Genomic DNA, 20,242 nt, shown 5'->3' on the forward strand with positions numbered 1-20,242 from the left:
AGCATTTGGCTATTTTTGTCTATTCAGATGACCGATCTTCACGAAGTATATATGCATCGCTGTATTGCCCTTGCCCAACTGGGTGCAGGCTTTGTTGCACCCAATCCGATGGTAGGTGCGGTGCTTGTGTATGAGAACAGGATCATTGGCGAAGGCTGGCATAAGCAATATGGTGGTCCGCATGCAGAAGTAAATTGTTTGCAAAATGTAGCAGAAGCCGATCGCCATCTTATTCCCTTATCTACTTTATACGTTTCTCTCGAGCCCTGTGCTCATTTTGGTAAAACACCTCCCTGTACAAACCTGATACTTGAAAACAAGATTAAAAGGGTAGTGGTAGGATGCAGGGATCCATTTGAAGCAGTTAATGGAAAAGGCATAGAACAATTGCGCAAAGCAGGGGTGGAAGTGATTGTTCCAGTGCTTGAAGAAGCTTGTACTAAACTCAATAAACGATTTTTCAGTTTTCATTTATTGAAGCGACCCTATGTTCTGTTGAAATGGGCACAAACTGCCGATGGTTTCATGGCGGCAGCTTCTGAAAAAAGACTTTTAATCACTCATTCAGATACCAACCGGATTGTACACCAATGGCGTGCAGAAGAAGCGGCAATACTGGTTGGAACAGCCACTGCTGCAAAAGATGATCCGGAACTGAATAACCGATATTGGTATGGTCTCGATCCAATGCGTATGGTTATCGACCGACAACTCAAATTGAGATCGGATTTAAAGCTATTTAAGGATGACAATCCGGTGATTGTTTTCAATGAAATAAAAGAAGAAAAGGTTAACCAGATTCATTATGTAAAACTGAATACAGATAAATCCTGGGTGTCACAAATACTGACATATTGTTATGAACATAAACTACAAAGTATTTTAGTAGAGGGCGGAGCTTCCTTATTACAGTCTTTCCTGGAAGAAGATATTTGGGATGAAATACGTACCATTACCAATCAGGCATTAACAATAGGAGAGGGTCTGAAAGCACCTGAAATAGAAGAATTAACCTCAAATGAATTTATACGCATGGGCAACGATGAAATAAGGTTTTATCACAATGATCAATCGCTTACATTATGATCGCGTACCTGATTGGCAGTATTGTATTAACAAGCTATCTTACTTTATCCTTCAAAGCTTGTGAGAAGTTCCGGGTGAATGTATTCCAGGCGATTGTGTTCAATTATATCACCTGTGTTATAACAGGTTCTTTTGTAAACGGCTCCTTTCCAGTTCATGCAGCAAACATTGCTATGCCCTGGTTTAAATGGGCCTGTATTATGGGGGCAATGTTTGTAAGTATCTTCAATGTGGTTGCACTTACGGCACAGAAAAACGGCGTGGCTGTTGCATCTGTTGCCAATAAACTGTCGCTGATCATACCGGTTATTTTATCTGTTTATCTGTATAACGAAACCGTTGCCGGCTGGAAAGCTGCTGGCGTAATACTCGCTTTGATCGCAGTGGTATTTACCTGTTATGCAGAAAAGAAAAAAGATGCAAATAAGCCAGGTCTGGATTTGATGGTATATATATGGCCACTCATTTTATTTTTGAGTAGTGGATTGCTTGATGCGCTGATTAACCATGTTCAGATTACTTATATAAATGAGGCAAACAATAATGATTACCTGGTGAGCTCCTTCTTCTCAGCAGCCACCATCGGGTCATCAATTTTATGCATTCAGTATATCAGGAAGAAACAAGTATTTCAATGGAAGAACCTGTTGGCCGGTGTGATGATTGGGATACCCAATTACTTTTCTATCTGGTGCCTCATGCATTACCTGAAAGAAAGTCCCTGGCAAACAAGTTCCAGCATACCGGTAAACAATATGGGGATTGTTTTATTCAGTGCAGTAGTTGCATGGGTATTATTCAAAGAACGTTTATCAAAGATTAACTGGTTGGGCGTAGCATTGTCATTACTGGCAATTTACCTGATCGCATTTGGAGATCAATTATGACAACACAAGACTATTACCAAACCATTGATAAACCTGGCTTTGCAGAGTTTAAGGACCGCGGAAGCCGTTTCATGGCTTATGCATTTCCCATATCAGGGGTGGATGATTTTAAACAACAAATGCAAGTCCTGAAGAAAGAACATCCCAAAGCAGTACACCATTGTTTTGCATACCGCATAGGAATTGATGGCAATTTGTTCAGGGTGGGTGATGATGGAGAACCTGCTGGTTCTGCTGGTAGACCTATACTTGGTCAAATAGACAGCAAAGAACTTACCGATCTGGGAATAATAGTGGTTCGTTATTTTGGTGGTACATTGCTTGGCGTACCCGGATTAATCAATGCCTATAAATCGGCCGCAGCAATGGCATTGCAGCTTGTACCAGTTATTCAAAAACCAATTGAAGTATTATACGACCTGCAGTTCGATTATACAAGAATGAATGAAGTGATGGTATTGGTTAAGCAGTATAACTGCTCGGTTTTATTACAGGAAATGCAATTGTTTTGTCATCTCCGCATTGGAATACCAAAAGCAAGACTTGAAGATATCCTCTACAAACTAAAAGAGTTGCATACGGTAGAAGTAACAAAAACTAAGCTTTCCCGGTAAGTTTATACGCTAGCAGACCAATTATTTCTTTTAGTAAGTCCGACCAGTCTTTCAGCAGTTTGGCATCAGGCATAAACACATCATCCGGTGAAAATTTATCATGCACCACTCTGAAATTTGCAGGAAATGCTTCAAATGAAATTCCCGCTTTTTTAAATACTGCTGCTGATCTGCGGATATGTTGTGCAGAGGTAATCAGGAGAAAAGGGCCTTTTAGGTTGAGCGAGTCTATTATTTTTTTACTGAAAATTGCATTCTCATAAGTATTCCTGGAGGCAGGTTCTATAATGATGTCCTTTTCAGGAATGGCATTGTCGAGGAATGCTTTTTTAAGGAATACAGCTTCAGCAGGATAATCATACAACAAAGAACCACTTCCTCCGGTAACCAATATCTTTTTAATTTTTCCGGTATGGTATAAATTAGCTGTTTGTATGAATCTGTCTGATGCAGTACCAAAATATCCTTCATCTGCATGATCAAATTGAATCATTCCTGTTAAGAGTATTCCAACATCAAATGTATCCTGTGCATTAAGCACAGTTTTAGCAGGCTGCCAGGCCAGATTAGCTTGTTTGTAGAGCCATGGGTTGGTAAACACCAGTGTTATTACAATGGTAATAATGATTAATCGCCTTTTCAATATCGCTGATTTAGCAAAAGCAATCCATACCAATAACAACATCACCCAAGTAAATGGAATCAGCAGAAAGTATAATAATTTCGATAGAATGAAAAACATAGGGGATGAAAATAAGAAATAAGAAATAAGAAATAAGGAATAAGAAATAAGAAATGATTTTTTTATAATACCCAACACTAAAACCTAGTACCTAGTACTAGTACCTAAAACCTAAAACCTAATACCTAATACCTAATTCCTTATTTCTTATTCCTTATTTCTTATTTCTTATTCCTTATTTCCTAAACCTCTCACTTACAACCAGCTCCTTGCTTCCCTGGCTGTAGGTATAGAAGCCTTCTCCTGATTTTACACCAAGTTTGCCGGCGGTTACCATATTTACGAGTAATGGGCAAGGGGCGTATTTCGGATTGCCGAATCCTTCGTGTAGAACCTGTAAAATACTCAGGCAAACATCAAGTCCAATAAAATCTGCCAGTTGCAGTGGGCCCATTGGGTGAGCCATGCCTAGTTTCATGATGGTGTCGATGGCTTCCACATCGGCAATGCCTTCATACAAACTACAGATGGCTTCATTGATCATGGGCATCAGTATTTTGTTGGCGATGAAACCGGGATAATCATTTACTACACAGGGTACTTTACCCAGTGTTTTACTAAGTGCTACAATTATATCACTTACTTCTTTACTGGTGCCATAGCCATTGATTATTTCTACCAGTTTCATTACCGGAACCGGATTCATGAAATGCATGCCGATTACTTTTTCAGGTCTGTTGGTAGCAGCGGCAATTTTAGTGATAGAAATAGACGAAGTATTAGAAGCAAGTATAGCATGCGCAGGTGCAGCAGCATCCAGTTGTTTAAAGATGTTTAATTTAAGTGCCACATTTTCAGTAGCAGCTTCAACAACAAGGTCGGCATCAGCCACACCTTTTGCAATATCGGTTTCAGTTTTTAGCAGTGATAAGGCAGATGCTTTCTGATCCTCTGTAAGTACGCCTTTGCTAACCTGTCTGTCGAGGTTCTTAGCAATCGTTTGTAAAGCTTTCTCCAGTTGAGCGGCATTCAGGTCTATGAGTTGAACAGTAAAACCACTTTGAGCAAATACATGTGCAATACCATTACCCATGGTGCCTGCACCAATTACACTTACATTTTTTATAGACATAATCAATCGTTTAGAAACGCAAAGGTAAACCCGGCGGGACTTATTCCGGAAAAATTAAAAAAGGTTAGTAATTGGAAGATAGGGGTTAGGTGTTAGGCGTTAGGTGTTAGTATTAGGGGTGCTGGGTACTAGGTAGGATGTTTAAAGACTAACACGCTCCCGACACCTAAGACCTAACACCTAAAACCTAATGCCTAATAGCTAACAGCCGCTAATTCTTCCGCTTAAAATCACCTCTTTTCCATGCTTTAATGAAATCAGCCCAGGCAGCGGGGTTCAGGATATTCATGGGAGGTAGCTGGCCAGAATAATAGTATTTATTGGCTTGTTGGCGTAATTGGTAGTTGATGGCTTCTCTTCCATCAGCAGGTAAACTATTGATCAATATTCTGCGTTGGGCTTCGTCGGTATTTTTACGGGCTATTTCGTAAGAGTCGTCCGGTATTTTATTATTCACAAAATCACGCTCAAATTGTTCCCTTGTGGGTCTTGGTTTTAAGATAGTTGCGGGGAGATAGGCCGTATCACTAACCAGTAACTGGATAACACTGTATTGATTATCAGTCAGGTTTAATGGTATTTCTATGCTCCTGTTTTTAAAGCCGATACAGGAAAAAGTAATTCTATCGCCTTTGAGCACTGCAATGGAGAAAACACCATCCGGATTGGTAATGGTACCCCTTCCTTTTCCTTCCACAATAATGCTGGCAGATGGAATGGCGCGAAGACTATCAGCAGTCATCACCACACCATATAATTGTATTACAGAATCCCTATATGCATTCGGAGTTTGCTGCGCAGTGGCTTTATAACTGGCTATTAATCCGACAATACAACAAAAAGAAATGCGTAGCAATACTTTCATCCGTTCATTTTTATTGTTTTTTGGTCAGATATAACGCTGAATTGATGCTGATCCTTATGAGGATAATCTTGCATGAGCGTTTCTTCTTTACAAAAATACAAAGGGTTTTCCCAAAATCGACAACAACTGGCTTTTCATATTGCTGAAAACAACATGAATTCTGACAAAGTAAGGCAGCGAGCGGTTAACTTTGCATCCTCATTGATTTTTTTAACAAAAACTTGCGTGATGACCGAAGCTGCAATTCTGAATGCCCTGAGTAATGTACAAGAGCCAGATTTAGGAAAGGATTTAGTAACACTGAATATGGTGAAAGATATTCAGATAAATGATAATAATGTAAGTTTCACCATTGTACTCACCACACCTGCCTGCCCCATGAAAGATATGATGCGCACGGCCAGTGAAAATGCCGTTAAATTATTGGTGAATAAAGAGGCAAATGTTACCGTGAATTTCACTTCAAATACATCAACTACCCGAAAAGATAACCAGCAGGTTTTATCTGGTGTTAAAAATATCATTGCAGTAGTAAGTGGTAAAGGTGGTGTTGGAAAAAGTACCGTTTCCGCCAACCTCGCACTTGCATTGGCAGAAGGTGGCGCAACTGTTGGATTGATGGACGCAGATATTTATGGTCCAAGTGTACCCATTATGTTTGGTGTTAGGGGAGAAAGACCTATGATGAAAGAGGTGAATGGAAAGGGCATGATTGTACCTCTTGAAAAGTATGGGATTAAATTAATGAGTATCGGACTGCTGGTTGATGAAAAAAATGCAGTGGTATGGCGCGGCCCAATGGCTAGCAGTGCCATCAGACAATTTGTTACTGATGTAGATTGGGGCGAACTTGATTATCTCGTAATTGATATGCCTCCCGGTACCGGTGATATTCATCTTACCCTCATGCAAACTGTACCCGTTACAGGCGTGGTAATAGTTACTACTCCGCAAAATGTAGCATTGGCCGATGCCAAAAAAGGTATCGCTATGTTTGGACAGGCACAGATCAATGTACCTATTATTGGTCTTGTTGAAAATATGGCCTATTTCACTCCGGCCGAACTGCCGGATAATAAATACTACCTCTTTGGAAAAGATGGTGGTAAAAACCTCGCGGAAGAATATGATCTTCCTTTCCTTGGACAAATTCCTTTGGTGCAAAATATCCGTGAAGGGGGCGATGCAGGCATTCCAGCCATGGCCGGTACAGATGAACTGAGCAAGGCAGCATTGCGTGGTTTTGCGGCCAATGCGGTGAGAAATATTGCCATCCGCAATGCCAGCATACCGCAAACAAAGCCGGTTCAGGTAATGTAATAAACGGATACATGAATTTGGTATAAACGGTGCTTTGATAATGCCTTACTTTAATAGCTTTGGCATCTTAAAAATTCAAGCAGATGTACCATCTTCCTACTTACCAGGAAAAAGACCATGCACGTATTGTAGCATTTATGCGGGAATATCCATTTGCAACATTAATGGGTGTTTCTTCAGAGCAACAACCTGTTGCTACGCAAATACCCATATTGGTAAAGGAAAGAGATGGGCAACTATTTCTGACTGGTCATATAATGAAACAAACAGACCATCACAAAGCTTTTCTGGAAAATAGTCAGGCATTGGTTTTGTTTAATGGACCTCATACTTATGTAAGTGCCAGTTGGTATGAAAATAAGCAGCAGGCTTCTACCTGGAACTATATGACCGTTCATGCCAGAGGTGTTATGCATTATCTGCCGGATGAAGCCTTGCCGGCAATACTGGATGAACTCACTGCTCATTTTGAAAACAATCCCAATTCGCCATCACTTTACAAGGAATTACCAGCAGAATATCTCCAAAGACTCATGAAAGCTATTGTTGCTTTTGAGATTAAAGTTGAAAAAGCCGATGCCATTTTTAAGCTGAGTCAGAACAGGGATGAAAAAAGTTTCGGACAAATCATTCAAAAGCTGCAAACCGGTGACTGCGACGCACAAAAAGTTGCGGAAGAAATGAAGAAAATACAGCCATCCCTATTTTAAGGTATTTTAGGTTTTAAACAGGCTCTTATACTGGGAAAAAACTATTTTAGTAAAAAGCCAGTATCATGAGAAAGCTATTCCTGCTATTAATCGTCGCCTGTTATTTCATAAATGCAGATGCCCAATTAGTTGGACTTGTTGGTGGGAGGGAAGTGAGAACCGCTAATCCAAAAGACGGAGGATCCGCGGGTATGTCGCCCTCGAAAAATATCGTTGAAAATATTGCGGCATCAGGAAGCAATACCAATTTTTTAATGTTGTTACAGTCTGGTGGACTAACGGAAAAGTTATCCGGACCAGGGCCTTACACCGTTTTTATGCCATCTTCAGATGCTTTTGCAAAAATTCCCTCAGCTAGTATTAGCTCGCTCACAGAAACGGAGAATAAAAAGAAGCTTACAGACTTACTGAATTTCCACATCGTTGCGGGCCGTTTGGATGCTGCAAGTCTTTCAGCGATGGTAAAAGATGCCGACGGAACAGCCACGCTTACAACACTTGCAGGAATACCGCTTACCGTTACCAAAAAAGGTAAAAAGTTGGTTATATCAGATGGTAAAAATTTAAAAGCAACCATTCAATCTGCAGATATTGAGCAGTCGAATGGGATAATTCATGTGATTGATAAGGTATTGATGGCGCAATAATATGGATTCTATCCGGACTTAAATTTAGCTTCTAGCTGCTAGTCTTGTCTTGGGCGAGATGGTGCTTATTATAGACTTTCTGCTATAAATGGAATAAATGTGTAGGCACGCGTATGATGGAACACAGATCTTCATGATTTTCAGGATTTATCATGATAGATCTTGAAAATCATGAAGATCTGTGTTCTATTAATAGCAGGTAGTGCATTTACCGCAACCAAATATTCCTATAAGCAACTAACTTTAGGTTTCCCCCCTTTTTTTAATTCCAATATAGCAGAAAGCTTAAAATAAGCACCCATCAAGGCTTGTAGCTTGCAGCTTGCAGCCTGTGACTTGCAACTGCTTTTCTATTTGAAACTCCGCCAATTTATTGCAACTTTGCCGCTAGGGTATGAAAAAAATTATTATCACATTAGATGGCTTTTCTTCCTGCGGTAAAAGCACATTGGCAAGGCAGCTTGCTAAAGAACTGAATTATGTGTTTATCGACAGTGGTGCAATGTATAGAGCCATCACTTTGTATTTTATCAGGCAGCATATTGACTGCAATAATACTGAACAGGTGAAGCAGGCATTGTCTGAAATAAACCTCTCATTTGAATACAATCCGCGTACCGGACAGAGTGATATGTATTTGAATGATGAAGATGTAGAGTTGCTTATTCGTGAGATGGTAGTGAGTGAAAGGGTAAGTGAAGTGGCCGCTTTGAAAGAAGTACGGGAATTCGGTGTTGCGCAGCAGCAATTGATGGGTACCAAAAAGGGGATCGTGATGGATGGACGTGATATCGGAACCACCGTATTTCCCAATGCTGAACTGAAAATATTCGTTACCGCCGACCCCGCTGTTAGGGTAGAAAGGAGGTTCAAGGAGCTCTACGAGAAAAATCCGGCCATAACCATTGAGGAAGTGAAGCGAAACCTGGAAATGAGGGATTATGTGGATAGCAACCGGGAGTTTAGTCCACTCAGACAAGCCGAAGATGCCGTGGTATTAGATAATAGTGAGCTTACCCGCGAGGAACAACTTGAAATCGCCCTGAAATGGGCCAGGGAAAAAATAGGACCATAGTCCATGGTCCATAAGTCCATGGTCTATCGTCTGTGGAATATTGTCTATAGTATAAGGTCTATGGTCTATGGTCCACGGTCCTCGGACTTCGGACTTCGGACTTCAGACTTCGCTCCTCGCTCCATTTCCCCAAAATTCCCTATATTGCAAAAAAAAGGGTCCCTCCGTGGAAACGGAACGACCTCTACGATTGCTTGCCATACGAAAACTCTTTGGGGATTTTATTCCCGGTATTTTGAACGCTTTATGCGTTGATTGCGATTGTTTGTCTTTTCTCTTCGATTGCCTTGCCGTATGAAATACGATTGCTTATCTGATGTAAAAGTAACATGAAGAATAAATGTAAAAAAGACAAGTTTAACCTTGTTTTTTTACGTTAAAAATGGTTTTTCTTGTCTGGAATGCCCGATTTTATTGGGTTTCCGGTTAAAATTGATATGATGCCCAACCGTTCGCAGGATCCTTTGTTTCAGCTTATAAAGTCGCTCCAGAAATCGGAAAAACGACATTTCAAACTATATATCAAACGAAATTCGGCCAAAGACGACCTTAAAATCATCCAGCTTTTTGATGCGCTGGAGAAAATGGTTGAGTTTGATGAAAAAATACTCCTCAAAAAACTGGCAGGAATTGAAAAGCCACAGTTGGCGAATCTGAAGACCCATTTATACAAACAACTGCTTTCGAGCCTCCGCTTGCTGAAAAGTGCCGAGAGTATTGATATGCAGTTGCATGAACAGCTCGATTATGCCCGTATTCTGTACAATAAGGGTTTATACCACCAGAGCCTTAAAATACTCGATCGGGCAAAAGATATGGCCCATCAGTATCACCAGGATAGTTTTTTGATACAGATCATTTCCCTCGAAAAGAAAATAGAAACCTTGCATATTACCCGCAGTATGCAGGATAGGGCAGAACAACTGACCCTTGAAGCGAACCAGGTAAATGAAAAACGACGGGTAATTACCCAGTTATCAAACCTGGCTTTGCAATTGTATAGTTGGTACGTGAAAAATGGACATGCAAGAAATGAAGCAGAAGAAAAAGGTATCAAAGAGTTTTTTAAATCACAGTTGCCACCAGATGTATGGCAGATGGATGGCTTCTATGAAAAACTGTACCTCTACCAAAGCTATTGCTGGTATGCATTTATTCGCCAGGATTTCCTGATGTATTATCGCTACAGCGAACAATGGCTAAATCTCTTTGAGAAAGAACCGGCTATGATTGAAGTTGAGACAGGGCATTACATCAAAGGACTACACAATTTGCTGAATGCACATTTTGATCTTCGCAATTATAAAAAGTTCAGAGAAACACTGGCAAAATTTGAGTCATTCGCCGATACCGATTTACCCAACCAGCACGATATTTTCCGGGTACATAGTTTTATCTATATCACTAGTGCAAAACTTAATCAGCACCTAATGCAGGGAAGTTTCGCTGAAGGACTAAAACTGGTTCCTCAGATTGAAGCGCAGATTGCGGAGAATATGCTGTTTATAGATCAGCATCGGATATTGGTGTTTAACTATAAAATTGCCACACTGTATTTTGGTAGTGGCGATTATGATACCTGTATCGATTATTTGCGACGTATCATCAACGATCATGTAGACCTCCGCAACGATTTACAATGTTATGCCCGTCTGCTGCACCTTATTGCACACTATGAATTAGGAAATGCTGAACTGATTGAAACTTCTCTGATAAAATCTGTCTATCGCTTTATGGCCAAAATGGAGAACCTGACGGTGGTAGAAGAAGAAATGTTCCGATTCCTTCGTAACTCCTTCCAGATGCCGGCTAAAGAAGTAAAAACAGCCCTGAAAGATTTTCTGAAAAAGATAAAACACTACGAAAAGAGTCGCTTCGAAACCAGGGCCTTCGCTTACCTCGATGTGATTTCATGGGTAGAAAGTAAAGTCTATGGAAAATCGATGAGTACGATTATTCATGATAAATACCTGGGGAGTAAGAGGCGTTAGGGGCTATTAGCCTTTAGCTTTTAGCAATTAGCTTTTTGTGTTTTGACCTAATACCTAGCACCTAATACCTAACACCAAAAAGCTAAAAAAAGTGCCCAGGACTGGATTCGAACCAGCACACCCGTGAAGGCGCTGCGACCTGAACACAGTGCGTCTACCAATTTCGCCACCTGGGCAGTGGAAAGGATGTCCGCCAAAGGCGAACTATCTGATTCAGGGCTGCAAATATAATAGCGACGCCGCTATCTGCCAAAGTAAATTTTAGTTGGGAAATATAGAGGTGAGAGATATGGCTGCCAGGGGAGAATACAGCTGTTAGTCATTAGCTTTTAGCCACGAGTTGGATGTCGCGCGTAGGATAGGACACAGATTTTCATGATTTATCATGATAGATTATGAAAATCTGTGTCCTATTAATATCAGGCATTGCGTTAGCAGCAATCAAATATTTTATTGAGCAGCTCATTTTAAATTATCACATTCGCAGGCCCCTATTTTTCCCCTTAAAAGCGTATAACAAGCACAAATCAAGGCCCGCAGCTTGCGGCCAATCAGCTCAATTTTTCAGTACAAAACACGAAATTCTAATTCGCTCATTATCAATGATTTACTCGTACCATCAACACATCATCAACACATCAACAACACACCACAACACGAATTAGTGTTTTGAAGTGTTGGAGTAATGTTAGTGTCGTATAGATATATTGAGGATGACGTTAGCAAAACCCTATTATATAGCCGTATCTGTTAACTACAATAAAATCATTATCGTCCTCTATGCGGGAATGTGTAACCCCTCCGGGGTAAGAAGTGCAACGGAATATTTCTTTAGCAGGTGTTTTACAAAATTAATTCGGTTCCCACCTATTTATTCTATTAATGGGATAAAAGAGGAGGAGATAATTTAAAATCAGCTTGTTGAAGAAATATTAGATTGCTGTAAATGCATTGTCTCTTATCGAACACGGATTTTCATGATTTTCAAGATCTATCATGATAAATCCTGAAAATCATGAAAATCTGTGTCCCATCATACACGTGCCTGCACATTTATTCTATTTAAAGTTGAAAGCCTAAAATAACTGTCAATCAAGGCTAGAAGCTAGAAGCCAGCAGCTAGCAGCTCAACTCAAACCACCATCAAACTACACCCCCTTATATCACTATTATCCAATCTTCCCCATACTTCAAAGGAGCCGTCTGGATATACCATACCCAGATCTTCGGTGGCAATAAAGGCACAACTGTAGATATTGGCCAGGTCTATCACCTGTATCACACCTCTGCCAGTAGTAGCTGAACTAAGTGGGTCTTCTTCATCACGCACAAATACTTTCATCCAGGGTGGACAGGCAAACAATCCATTCCCTTTGGAATAGGCCTGGCTTAATAATTCTGTCATGCCATATTCGGAATGAATCTGGTTTATGCCCAGTTGTTTTTGAAGTATCTCATGCACTTCCACCCTGGTCATTTCCTGTCGCCTTCCTTTCATACCACCGGTTTCCATCACAACCGTATGCTTCAGTTGCTGCGGATAATGCTCCGCAAAATCAAGCAGGGCGAATGTTACACCTAATAATAAAGTTTTTTGTCCCCTCAGCTCCAGCATCTTTAGTGTTTCATTCAACTCAGCATGATTATACAGGTAAAACCCGCTATGTTCATGTTCACTTAATGCGATCAGTTCATCTGCCATCATTACCAGCGAAGAATGCTGTCGCTCAAGATAGGCAGGTAATAAAGCCAGTATGCACCAGTCTTTCACCGAACCATAAAACAGCTCAAAAGCCTGGAGAAAACTTTTCCGGTATATTTCTAAATCGGGCACCCAGTGCCTGCTGTTGATTGTTTGTGTGGTGCCGCTGCTTTCAAAATAATGTGAAGCCGGCACACCGGTAAGAATGGTTTCCTGCTTAAAAAAAGATACAGGCAACGCCGGAATGTTCATGGGTGTCTGAATAGTAGCCGGTGATTTCCCGATCATATCACACCATTTGCGATAAACAGGGTTCTGCCGGTACTGGTATTGGTACAATTCCATACAGGTTGCATCGAAACTATCTGCCGAAACAGAGAAAATATTGTTAACATCAAAAGGCAACCCACCCATGTATTGTAATGTTTTAACTAAATTTGATAAGAAAGTAGAACGAATGAAGGCAAAATTATTGATATTCAGCGCAATTATACTCGGTATTACCGCTTGCAAAAAAGATACTTATACTACCCGTCCACAGTTGACGTTTAAAAGCGTAAACGGGAAAACATTTGGTAGTAACTCGGCTATCATTTTTTCCATTGAATTTACCGACAAAGAAGGCGATCTGCAAGACAGTATCTGGGTTCAGAAAATTACCCGGGTGAATGGTTGTGCCAGCTTCGGCGACCGCGCCAAAATACCCAATTTCACCGCTACCAGCAACCTGAAAGGAGTTTTTGAAATTGGCTACAGTACCGGTTTTGTACCAGGAAGCAATTATACCGTTTTACCGTCCTGCTCTAAAACCGACACCTGTTATTTCCGTTTCTGGACAAGAGATAAAGCCAAAAATGTGAGCGACACTGTTGTTTCTCCTGATATCATCATCGTGAAATAGACGGTATGCTAACGGGGCATGACTGTCCAAAATGTGTGGTTATTGAAAATAACGGAGCGATTTTTTCAGCATTTCTTTTTTGGCAACTATTTCTATGGCTGCTGCGTGGTGGCACTTGCCATTGAAGCAAACCTGCAACAAGGGTTCCCACTAAACAATCTATTATTCTATATTCTTCTTTTCTCCTCCACAGTACTGTATTATACTTATGCCTACCTCAGAGAAAACCCCAGTGTAAGTAATCTTCGAAGTGAATGGTATAATGCCAACAAAAAAAAGATACGGTATTCACAAATCATACTTACCATAACCTGCCTTACGATTGGTATCTACCAACTCTTCCAATGGCAATCACAACTGCTTAAGATCAATCCATGGGAGTGGCTACTGCTCGCAAGCTTCCCCATACTTGCTATCTGGTACTACGGCGATCATCTCCCCTTTATCAAAAAATCGAGTCTACGTTCCAAAGGATGGATAAAACCCTTTGTGATTGGATTTATTTGGGCAGGCGTTGTTACCATTTACCCTTCTTTTTTTGCGGCACTGGAAAAGAACCAATCTTATGAGCCTGCCTTCTTTTCCTTCCTCCTATTTGTAAAAAATGGCATGTATATAACGATGTTATGTATACTGTTCGATATCAAAGACTATGCAACAGACCATAACCTTCAGCTTAAGACATTTGTAGTGCGGTATGGACTTCGGAAAACGCTTTTTTATATCATTATGCCGCTCACTATTGTTGGACTGGCAACCTTATTAACCTATGGCATTTCAAACGGATTTCCCCCGCTGCGGATAGCAGTTAACACCATTCCCTTTTTAATGTTGATAATTGTCACCTATTATATGCACCGTCGTAAAAGCATTCTCTATTATCTTGCAATCATCGACGGCATGATGCTGTTAAAGGCCCTCTGTGGCATTGCAGGTAGTTTTATTGCTGCATAAACAGAGGGATAAACCCTTTCTACTCATTCTAAAAAAAGATAGTATGGCTAAGTCAAAGAGCACAACCAAGGCGAAATCGAAATCAATCCTTACCGAAAAATCGCTCAGTTTCTTAAAAAATTATATCAATACACCTTCTCCCGTTGGTTTTGAAAGCGGTGGACAGAAAGTGTGGATGGAATATATTAAACCATATACCGACAGTTTTTTCTCTGATCCTTATGGTACTGCTGTTGGCGTAATTAACCCAACTGCCCCCTTCAAAGTAGTGATAGAGGCACATGCAGATGAAATTAGCTGGTTTGTAAATTATATCAACGAACAAGGACTTATCTACCTGAAAAGAAATGGTGGCGTAGATCACCAGATTGCACCAGCCATGCGTGTTTGGATTCATGGTAAAAAAGGACCAGTAAAAGCAGTATTCGGATGGCCCGCTATTCATACCCGTTTAAGTAATCCTGAAGCAAAAGAGCCTCAACCTAAAGTGGATAATCTTTGTCTGGATTGCGGCGCAAGAAGCAGAAAAGAAGTGGAAGCTTTAGGTATCCATATCGGCGCCGTCGTTACTTACCAGGAAGGCTTTGATGAACTGGCCAATGATTTCTATATCGGTCGTGCATTCGATAACCGCATTGGTGGATTTATGATTGCGGAAGTAGCCAGACTGATTAAAGAAAATAAAAAGCAGTTGCCTTTTGCATTATATGTTGTGAATGCCGTGCAGGAAGAAATTGGTTTAAGAGGTGCTGAAATGATTGCCCGCCGTATTAAACCCGATGTAGCTTTCATCACCGATGTTACCCACGATACAAGCACACCCATGATCAGCAAAATCATTGAAGGAGATATTCAATGTGGTAAAGGTCCATCGTTAGCTTATGCCCCCGCCATTCACAATAAACTCCTGAAGCTGGTAGAAGATGTTGCAGAGAAAAACAAAATACCGGTTCAGTTCAGAACCCTCAGCAGAAGCACCGGCACCGACACCGACAGCTTTGCCTATGCAAATGATGGATGTCCATCGGTACTCATCTCTATACCATTGAGATATATGCACACCACCGTAGAAATGCTGCATAAATCTGATATAGAAGAAACGATAAAATTGATGTACCAGAGTTTACTGGCTTTGACACCGAAAACGAATCTCAGCTACCTCTGAGGGGATAGCAGATGTCAGATGTCAGAAGGCAGATTTGAAATTTGGAATGTTAGAGAATTTTAACACGCCCAGAATAAAACAAATCTGCCATCTGCCATCTGCCATCTGACATTATCCAAAGATTCTTATGTTTGCCCCCCAAATGCATCTTAACCCTAAAAATATCCGCATCGCTGTACTTGATCTCTATGAGGGTCATGCTAACCAGGGTATGCGTTGTATCAGTGAAATTGTGCACCAATGGTGCGAGGAGAGGGGGATTGAATTGTATTATGAAACATTTGATGTGAGGCAAGAACTGGCTGTGCCAGATCTTTCATTTGATGTGTATATTTCAAGTGGCGGTCCTGGTTCACCGTTGGAAACAGAAGGCAGTGAATGGGAAGCGGCTTACTTTACATGGTTGAATAATATTGAATCCTGGAATCATAGCGCTCAAGACGCAGATAAAAAGCATGTATTCTTTATTTGTCACAGTTTTCAATTAGTATGCAGGCATTACAAAATTGGTAATGTTTGCAAACGAAAATCAACCGCATTTGGGGTTTTTCCCGTTCATATGCTGGATGCGGGAAATACCGAACCAGTATTTGATGGATTAAAAGATCCTTTTTATACCGTTGATAGTCGCGATTACCAGGTAATAGAACCCGATATTCATAAACTGCATCAAATGGGGGCAAGTATACTTGCCATCGAAAAAAACAGACCACATGTGCCCTATGAAAGGGCAGTAATGGCCATACGCTTCAACGATCACTTCATCGGAACACAATTTCACCCCGAAGCCGATGCAACGGGCATGCACATGTACCTCACGCGCGACGACAAAAAACAAACCGTCATAGAAAACCATGGAGAAGCCAAATGGCAAAGCATGGTCGACCAACTCCAGGACCCAGGGAAAATCCTGTATACTTATCAGACGGTGTTGCCTAATTTTTTGATGCTGGCTGTGGGGGGCTAGGTGCTGGGTGCTGGGTACTGGGTATTAGGTGTTAGGTATTAGGTGTTAGGTTTTAGGTGTTAGGGATTAGCCGTTAGTTTCTATACTCTAATGGATACCATCCTATTTTTAGTAGAATACATCCGGGTGTAACTTATAGTTCTTTCGTCGCAATTTCCGATCTACGATCGGAATGCTCCTCAGGATGACAAATGCAAGTTGGGAGAACTTGCTGATGTGATTGGCAAAGCCAATCATAACAGCTTTATTATCCTCTTTGATCGTCATCCTGAGGAGCATTCCGGCCTTAAGCCGGAAATTGCGACGAAGGACCTACTAAAATTTAAACATTTAAAAATCTTCTTTACCAGACCGTAAAACCTAACACCTAATAGCAGTTAGCACCTAAACTCTAATGGATACCATCCTATTTTCAGTAGAATACTTCCGGGTGTAACATATAGTTCCTTCGTCGCAATTTCCGATCTACGATCGGAATGCTCCTCAGGATGACAAATGCAAGTTGGGAGAACTTGCTGTTGTGATTGGCTTTGCCAATCACAACAGCTTTATTATCCTCTTTGATCGTCATCCTGAGGAGCATTCCGGCCATAAGCCGGAAATTGCGACGAAGGACCTACTAAAATTTAAACACTTAAAAATCTTCTTTACCAGACCATAAAGCCTAACACCTAGCACCCAGCACCTCCCCCCCTCATAATTACCTTCTCCGTATCAAAAGGTTTTTATATTTTCAAAGACCTAACATGATGTATATATGGTACCAGCGATTAGAAAAGCGTTTAATGAACAATTCAGTGTTGAAAAATACCAGGATTATTTAAATGACCTGAACAGTCTTTTTCCGGGAGCAATTGAATTCAGGGTGGCAGAAACACCTGTATTCATCGATAAGGCATTTAAAGAAAAAATACTGGCTGCCTGTGAAAGTATTGTGGATGTAATTACGCAATTCAACTTCAACACACTCACTTCTCATGCCATACCGGAGAATGTACGCGTACCCAATGAAAATGCACATACCCATTTTATTGCTTTCGATTTTGGCATCTGTGAAAATGAAAAAGGGGAATATGAACCACAGCTTATTGAAATGCAGGGTTTCCCAACATTGTTTGGATACCAGGTTTGGCAGGATGAAGTTACCCGCCGACACTTTCCTGTTCCGGATGGATACAGTACCTACCTCAGCGGCTTTACAAAAGACAGTTATACAAAACTTTTAAGAGAAATTCTTTTAGGAACGCATGAAGCTGAAAACGTCATTCTGCTGGAAATCCTACCTCATCAGCAAAAAACCAAAATCGATTTTTATTGTACCAGTATGTACACCGGTATTCCGGTTGTTTGCTTGACCGAATTAATACAAGAAGGCAAACAGTTATTCTACCAGGATGCATCAGGAAAAAAAATACAGGTTAAACGCATCTACAACCGCATCATCTTCGATGATCTCCAACAACAATCAGCAGCAATACAGGATAAAGGAAAATTATTGTTGGAAGAACTGGATGTAGAATGGGTGCCACATCCGAACTGGTTTTACCGTATCAGTAAATACACATTGCCTTTTATAGATCATCCTTATGTGCCTAAAACATGGTTTCTGAGCGAATTACAAGAAATACCTGCCGACCTGGATCAATATGTTTTAAAACCATTGTTTTCTTTCGCCGGACAAGGAGTAATCATCGATGTTACAAAAGAGGATATTGAAAAAGTAAAAGACCCGGAGAACTGGATACTGCAGCGTAAAGTAAAATATGCCGATATCATTCAAACCCCCGATGATCCTGCTAAAGCGGAGATACGTATTTTTTATTTCTGGAAAGAAGGTGATGCCAGACCCATTGCCACTAATAACCTTGCAAGACTAAGCAAAGGTAAAATGATTGGCGTGCGATATAATAAGGATAAAGAGTGGGTGGGTGGAAGTCTTGTTTATTTTGAAGAATAATGGAACACAGATTTTCATGATCTTCATGATCCATCAAGATCATGATAAACACAGATCATCAAGATCCAACATGAAAAATCATGACAATCATGATAATCTGTGTTCTATTAATAACAGGTAGTGATTTAACAACAATCAAATATTTATTAAGCCAGCCCATCTTAAATTATCTAATTCGCAGTTCCCCCTCATTTATTCCATTAAAAGCAGTAAACATACAATAACGACCATCTTACCCCAGGCGAGACTAACAGCTAAATGCTAATGGCTAACACCTAACACCTAACACCTAACCCCTAACCCCTACGCCACCATCCTCCCTAATCTCTCCCTCACTCTCTTCCTCGAAACCTGCAACTGTTTCTTCACCGTTTTAGCAGAAGACCCAAACAGCAAAGCCAGTTCATCTTTTTTATAGCCAGCGATATCAGAGAGAATGTATACTTCTTTTTCGCGGAGGGGTAAGCTTTGTATGGCCTGGTTGTGTAGTATGGTTAATTCACGGAAGTAAACGGTTTCTTCGGTGGTGTTTGAAATGAATGCATCAATAGAAATAGTTTCCTTTTTTTTACGCAACAAAGAAATGCACCTATGATACACTGCCGTGCGCAGATAAGCTTCTGCATGTTCCATAAACTGAGGGGAAAGTTGCTTCTCAAGTAGTCGGAGAAAAATATCGTGTACTATGTCCTGGGCAAAAAAAGCATCCTGTAAATAGGAGGTTGCTATGCGTTGCATGGGCAGGTGCCAGCGGTCGTAGATATCGGTCCAGTTGGTCATGAGGTAAAGTGCTTGGTCGTGAAACAATCTGCTGCAAACATTTACAGGCATGGATTTACCGCTTCGCAAGGTTTTCAGTTTTGCGAAATTTTTTGTATATTGTTGATGCAGCGTCTGTTATATTTGTTTGTCTAACAGGCGTTAGTATGATACTGTCGTTTAACTTTTTCGTTTGGGTGACAGTCATTTCTTTTTTAACCCCATGACCCCCGACACTGAAGAAATATTATCCCGTTTAAAAGCCGGCGATATGCAGGCTTACCGTAATCTCTTCGACCGGTACTATGTTCATTTGTGCAAGCAGGCCGCACTGAAATTGGGGGGTGATATGGAAACGGCGGAAGACATTGTACAACAGGTTTTTATAGACTTCTGGACCAAAGAGCGCTACAAAAACATAGACCAGTCGCTCTCTGCCTATCTCAGTCGCATGGTATTATACCAGTGTGTAAGTTTTATTCGTTCCGATGTATCGCGCCGCCATCATCTCGAAGCTTACCGTAACCGTGAGGAGCAACTGGCTGTTGAAGAGTCAACGCTGGAGCAAAGGGAAGAGATGGAAAAAGCCTTACATGCCATCATCGAACAACTGCCAGCACAGCGCCGGGAGATATTTGTGCAGGTGTATTTTAAGAAGAAAAAATACCAGGCTGTGGCAGATGAACTGGGCATCAGCATCAATACCGTAAAGGAGCAATTGAGGCGGGTAATGCTGGAACTGAAAGATAAAATGAACGGAAAATTATATTTATGGCTATTGCTGTCACCCATCATCCGGTTATTAAACGACTAAGCTTATTATAGTGT

19 protein-coding genes and 1 tRNA gene are annotated in these 20,242 nt (G+C 40.8%); 14 read left to right on the forward strand and 6 right to left on the reverse strand.

The features are described from left to right. Window positions 1-27 precede the first annotated feature (27 nt). The 3 genes from ribD to ACH30E_RS10400 are packed head-to-tail and all read left to right on the forward strand — an operon-like array spanning window position 28 to window position 2,587. On the forward strand, window positions 28-1,086 hold the full coding sequence (gene ribD, locus ACH30E_RS10390; protein WP_490824760.1) for a bifunctional diaminohydroxyphosphoribosylaminopyrimidine deaminase/5-amino-6-(5-phosphoribosylamino)uracil reductase RibD: 1,059 nt from the start codon (window positions 28-30) through the stop codon (window positions 1,084-1,086). Next, complete coding sequence (locus ACH30E_RS10395) at window positions 1,083-1,973, forward strand: EamA family transporter (protein WP_490824761.1); 891 nt, start codon at window positions 1,083-1,085, stop codon at window positions 1,971-1,973. Before ribD ends, ACH30E_RS10395 begins: the two co-directional genes overlap by 4 nt. Beyond that, window positions 1,970-2,587 carry an IMPACT family protein gene (locus ACH30E_RS10400; protein WP_490824762.1) on the forward strand — a complete coding sequence of 206 codons (618 nt, stop codon included), beginning with the start codon at window positions 1,970-1,972 and terminating at the stop codon, window positions 2,585-2,587. The genes ACH30E_RS10395 and ACH30E_RS10400 overlap by 4 nt, the downstream gene beginning before the upstream one ends. Here the strand turns inward: ACH30E_RS10400 and ACH30E_RS10405 are convergent. From ACH30E_RS10405 to ACH30E_RS10415, 3 genes are all read right to left on the reverse strand, one after another. Beyond that, window positions 2,571-3,230 (reverse strand): YdcF family protein, encoded by a 660-nt coding sequence (locus tag ACH30E_RS10405; RefSeq protein WP_490824763.1) that lies wholly within the window; start codon window positions 3,228-3,230, stop codon window positions 2,571-2,573. The genes ACH30E_RS10400 and ACH30E_RS10405 overlap by 17 nt on opposite strands. A gap of 274 nt (window positions 3,231-3,504) precedes the next feature. After that, window positions 3,505-4,401: a 3-hydroxybutyryl-CoA dehydrogenase gene (locus ACH30E_RS10410; protein ID WP_490824764.1), complete on the reverse strand. Its 897-nt coding sequence runs from the start codon at window positions 4,399-4,401 to the stop codon at window positions 3,505-3,507. A gap of 211 nt (window positions 4,402-4,612) precedes the next feature. After that, on the reverse strand, window positions 4,613-5,266 hold the full coding sequence (locus tag ACH30E_RS10415) for a carboxypeptidase-like regulatory domain-containing protein (protein WP_294996891.1): 654 nt from the start codon (window positions 5,264-5,266) through the stop codon (window positions 4,613-4,615). A gap of 228 nt (window positions 5,267-5,494) precedes the next feature. Between ACH30E_RS10415 and ACH30E_RS10420 the strand changes: the two genes are divergently transcribed. From ACH30E_RS10420 to ACH30E_RS10440, 5 genes are all read left to right on the forward strand, one after another. Then, on the forward strand, window positions 5,495-6,586 hold the full coding sequence (locus ACH30E_RS10420) for an Mrp/NBP35 family ATP-binding protein (protein ID WP_490824765.1): 1,092 nt from the start codon (window positions 5,495-5,497) through the stop codon (window positions 6,584-6,586). 83 nt (window positions 6,587-6,669) lie between these two features. Next, on the forward strand, window positions 6,670-7,296 hold the full coding sequence (locus tag ACH30E_RS10425; RefSeq protein WP_490824766.1) for an FMN-binding negative transcriptional regulator: 627 nt from the start codon (window positions 6,670-6,672) through the stop codon (window positions 7,294-7,296). Window positions 7,297-7,361: 65 nt separating this feature from the next. Continuing rightward, complete coding sequence (locus ACH30E_RS10430) at window positions 7,362-7,943, forward strand: fasciclin domain-containing protein (protein WP_490824767.1); 582 nt, start codon at window positions 7,362-7,364, stop codon at window positions 7,941-7,943. A gap of 394 nt (window positions 7,944-8,337) precedes the next feature. Continuing rightward, complete coding sequence (cmk, locus tag ACH30E_RS10435; RefSeq protein WP_294996883.1) at window positions 8,338-9,018, forward strand: (d)CMP kinase; 681 nt, start codon at window positions 8,338-8,340, stop codon at window positions 9,016-9,018. A 401-nt stretch (window positions 9,019-9,419) separates the two neighbouring features. Further along, entirely contained in the window at window positions 9,420-11,009 is a 1,590-nt protein-coding gene (locus tag ACH30E_RS10440) for a hypothetical protein (RefSeq protein ID WP_490824768.1), read from the forward strand. A gap of 92 nt (window positions 11,010-11,101) precedes the next feature. On the opposite strand, the gene ACH30E_RS10445 is transcribed toward ACH30E_RS10440, so the two are convergent. Together ACH30E_RS10445 and ACH30E_RS10450 are read right to left on the reverse strand one after the other, a co-directional pair. Then, window positions 11,102-11,185 (reverse strand) — tRNA-Leu (locus tag ACH30E_RS10445). 956 nt (window positions 11,186-12,141) lie between these two features. Next, window positions 12,142-13,125 (reverse strand): long-chain-fatty-acid--protein ligase, encoded by a 984-nt coding sequence (locus ACH30E_RS10450; protein ID WP_490824769.1) that lies wholly within the window; start codon window positions 13,123-13,125, stop codon window positions 12,142-12,144. Between the two features lie 43 nt (window positions 13,126-13,168). On the opposite strand from ACH30E_RS10450, the gene ACH30E_RS10455 reads away from it, so the two are divergent. The 5 genes from ACH30E_RS10455 (at window position 13,169) to ACH30E_RS10475 (ending at window position 18,655) form a co-directional block, all read left to right on the forward strand. Continuing rightward, the gene (locus ACH30E_RS10455) at window positions 13,169-13,612 is read left to right on the forward strand and encodes a hypothetical protein (protein ID WP_294994242.1); all 444 of its coding nucleotides are present in this window, start codon (window positions 13,169-13,171) and stop codon (window positions 13,610-13,612) included. An 18-nt stretch (window positions 13,613-13,630) separates the two neighbouring features. Further along, complete coding sequence (locus ACH30E_RS10460; RefSeq protein ID WP_490824770.1) at window positions 13,631-14,566, forward strand: UbiA prenyltransferase family protein; 936 nt, start codon at window positions 13,631-13,633, stop codon at window positions 14,564-14,566. A gap of 43 nt (window positions 14,567-14,609) precedes the next feature. Next, the gene (locus ACH30E_RS10465) at window positions 14,610-15,731 is read left to right on the forward strand and encodes a M42 family metallopeptidase (protein WP_294994236.1); all 1,122 of its coding nucleotides are present in this window, start codon (window positions 14,610-14,612) and stop codon (window positions 15,729-15,731) included. A gap of 127 nt (window positions 15,732-15,858) precedes the next feature. Further along, window positions 15,859-16,698, forward strand: coding sequence for a type 1 glutamine amidotransferase (locus ACH30E_RS10470; protein ID WP_490824771.1), 840 nt, complete (start codon window positions 15,859-15,861; stop codon window positions 16,696-16,698). A gap of 757 nt (window positions 16,699-17,455) precedes the next feature. After that, window positions 17,456-18,655, forward strand: coding sequence for an ATP-grasp domain-containing protein (locus ACH30E_RS10475; protein ID WP_490824772.1), 1,200 nt, complete (start codon window positions 17,456-17,458; stop codon window positions 18,653-18,655). Window positions 18,656-18,958: 303 nt separating this feature from the next. On the opposite strand, the gene ACH30E_RS10480 is transcribed toward ACH30E_RS10475, so the two are convergent. Then, the gene (locus ACH30E_RS10480) at window positions 18,959-19,435 is read right to left on the reverse strand and encodes an RNA polymerase sigma factor (protein WP_490847340.1); all 477 of its coding nucleotides are present in this window, start codon (window positions 19,433-19,435) and stop codon (window positions 18,959-18,961) included. A gap of 202 nt (window positions 19,436-19,637) precedes the next feature. Here ACH30E_RS10480 and ACH30E_RS10485 point away from each other — a divergent pair, with 202 nt between their 5' ends. After that, window positions 19,638-20,228: an RNA polymerase sigma factor gene (locus ACH30E_RS10485; protein ID WP_490824774.1), complete on the forward strand. Its 591-nt coding sequence runs from the start codon at window positions 19,638-19,640 to the stop codon at window positions 20,226-20,228. Window positions 20,229-20,242 lie beyond the last annotated feature (14 nt).

The sequence above is a fragment of the Sediminibacterium sp. FW305-C-61 genome, assembly GCF_058231065.1.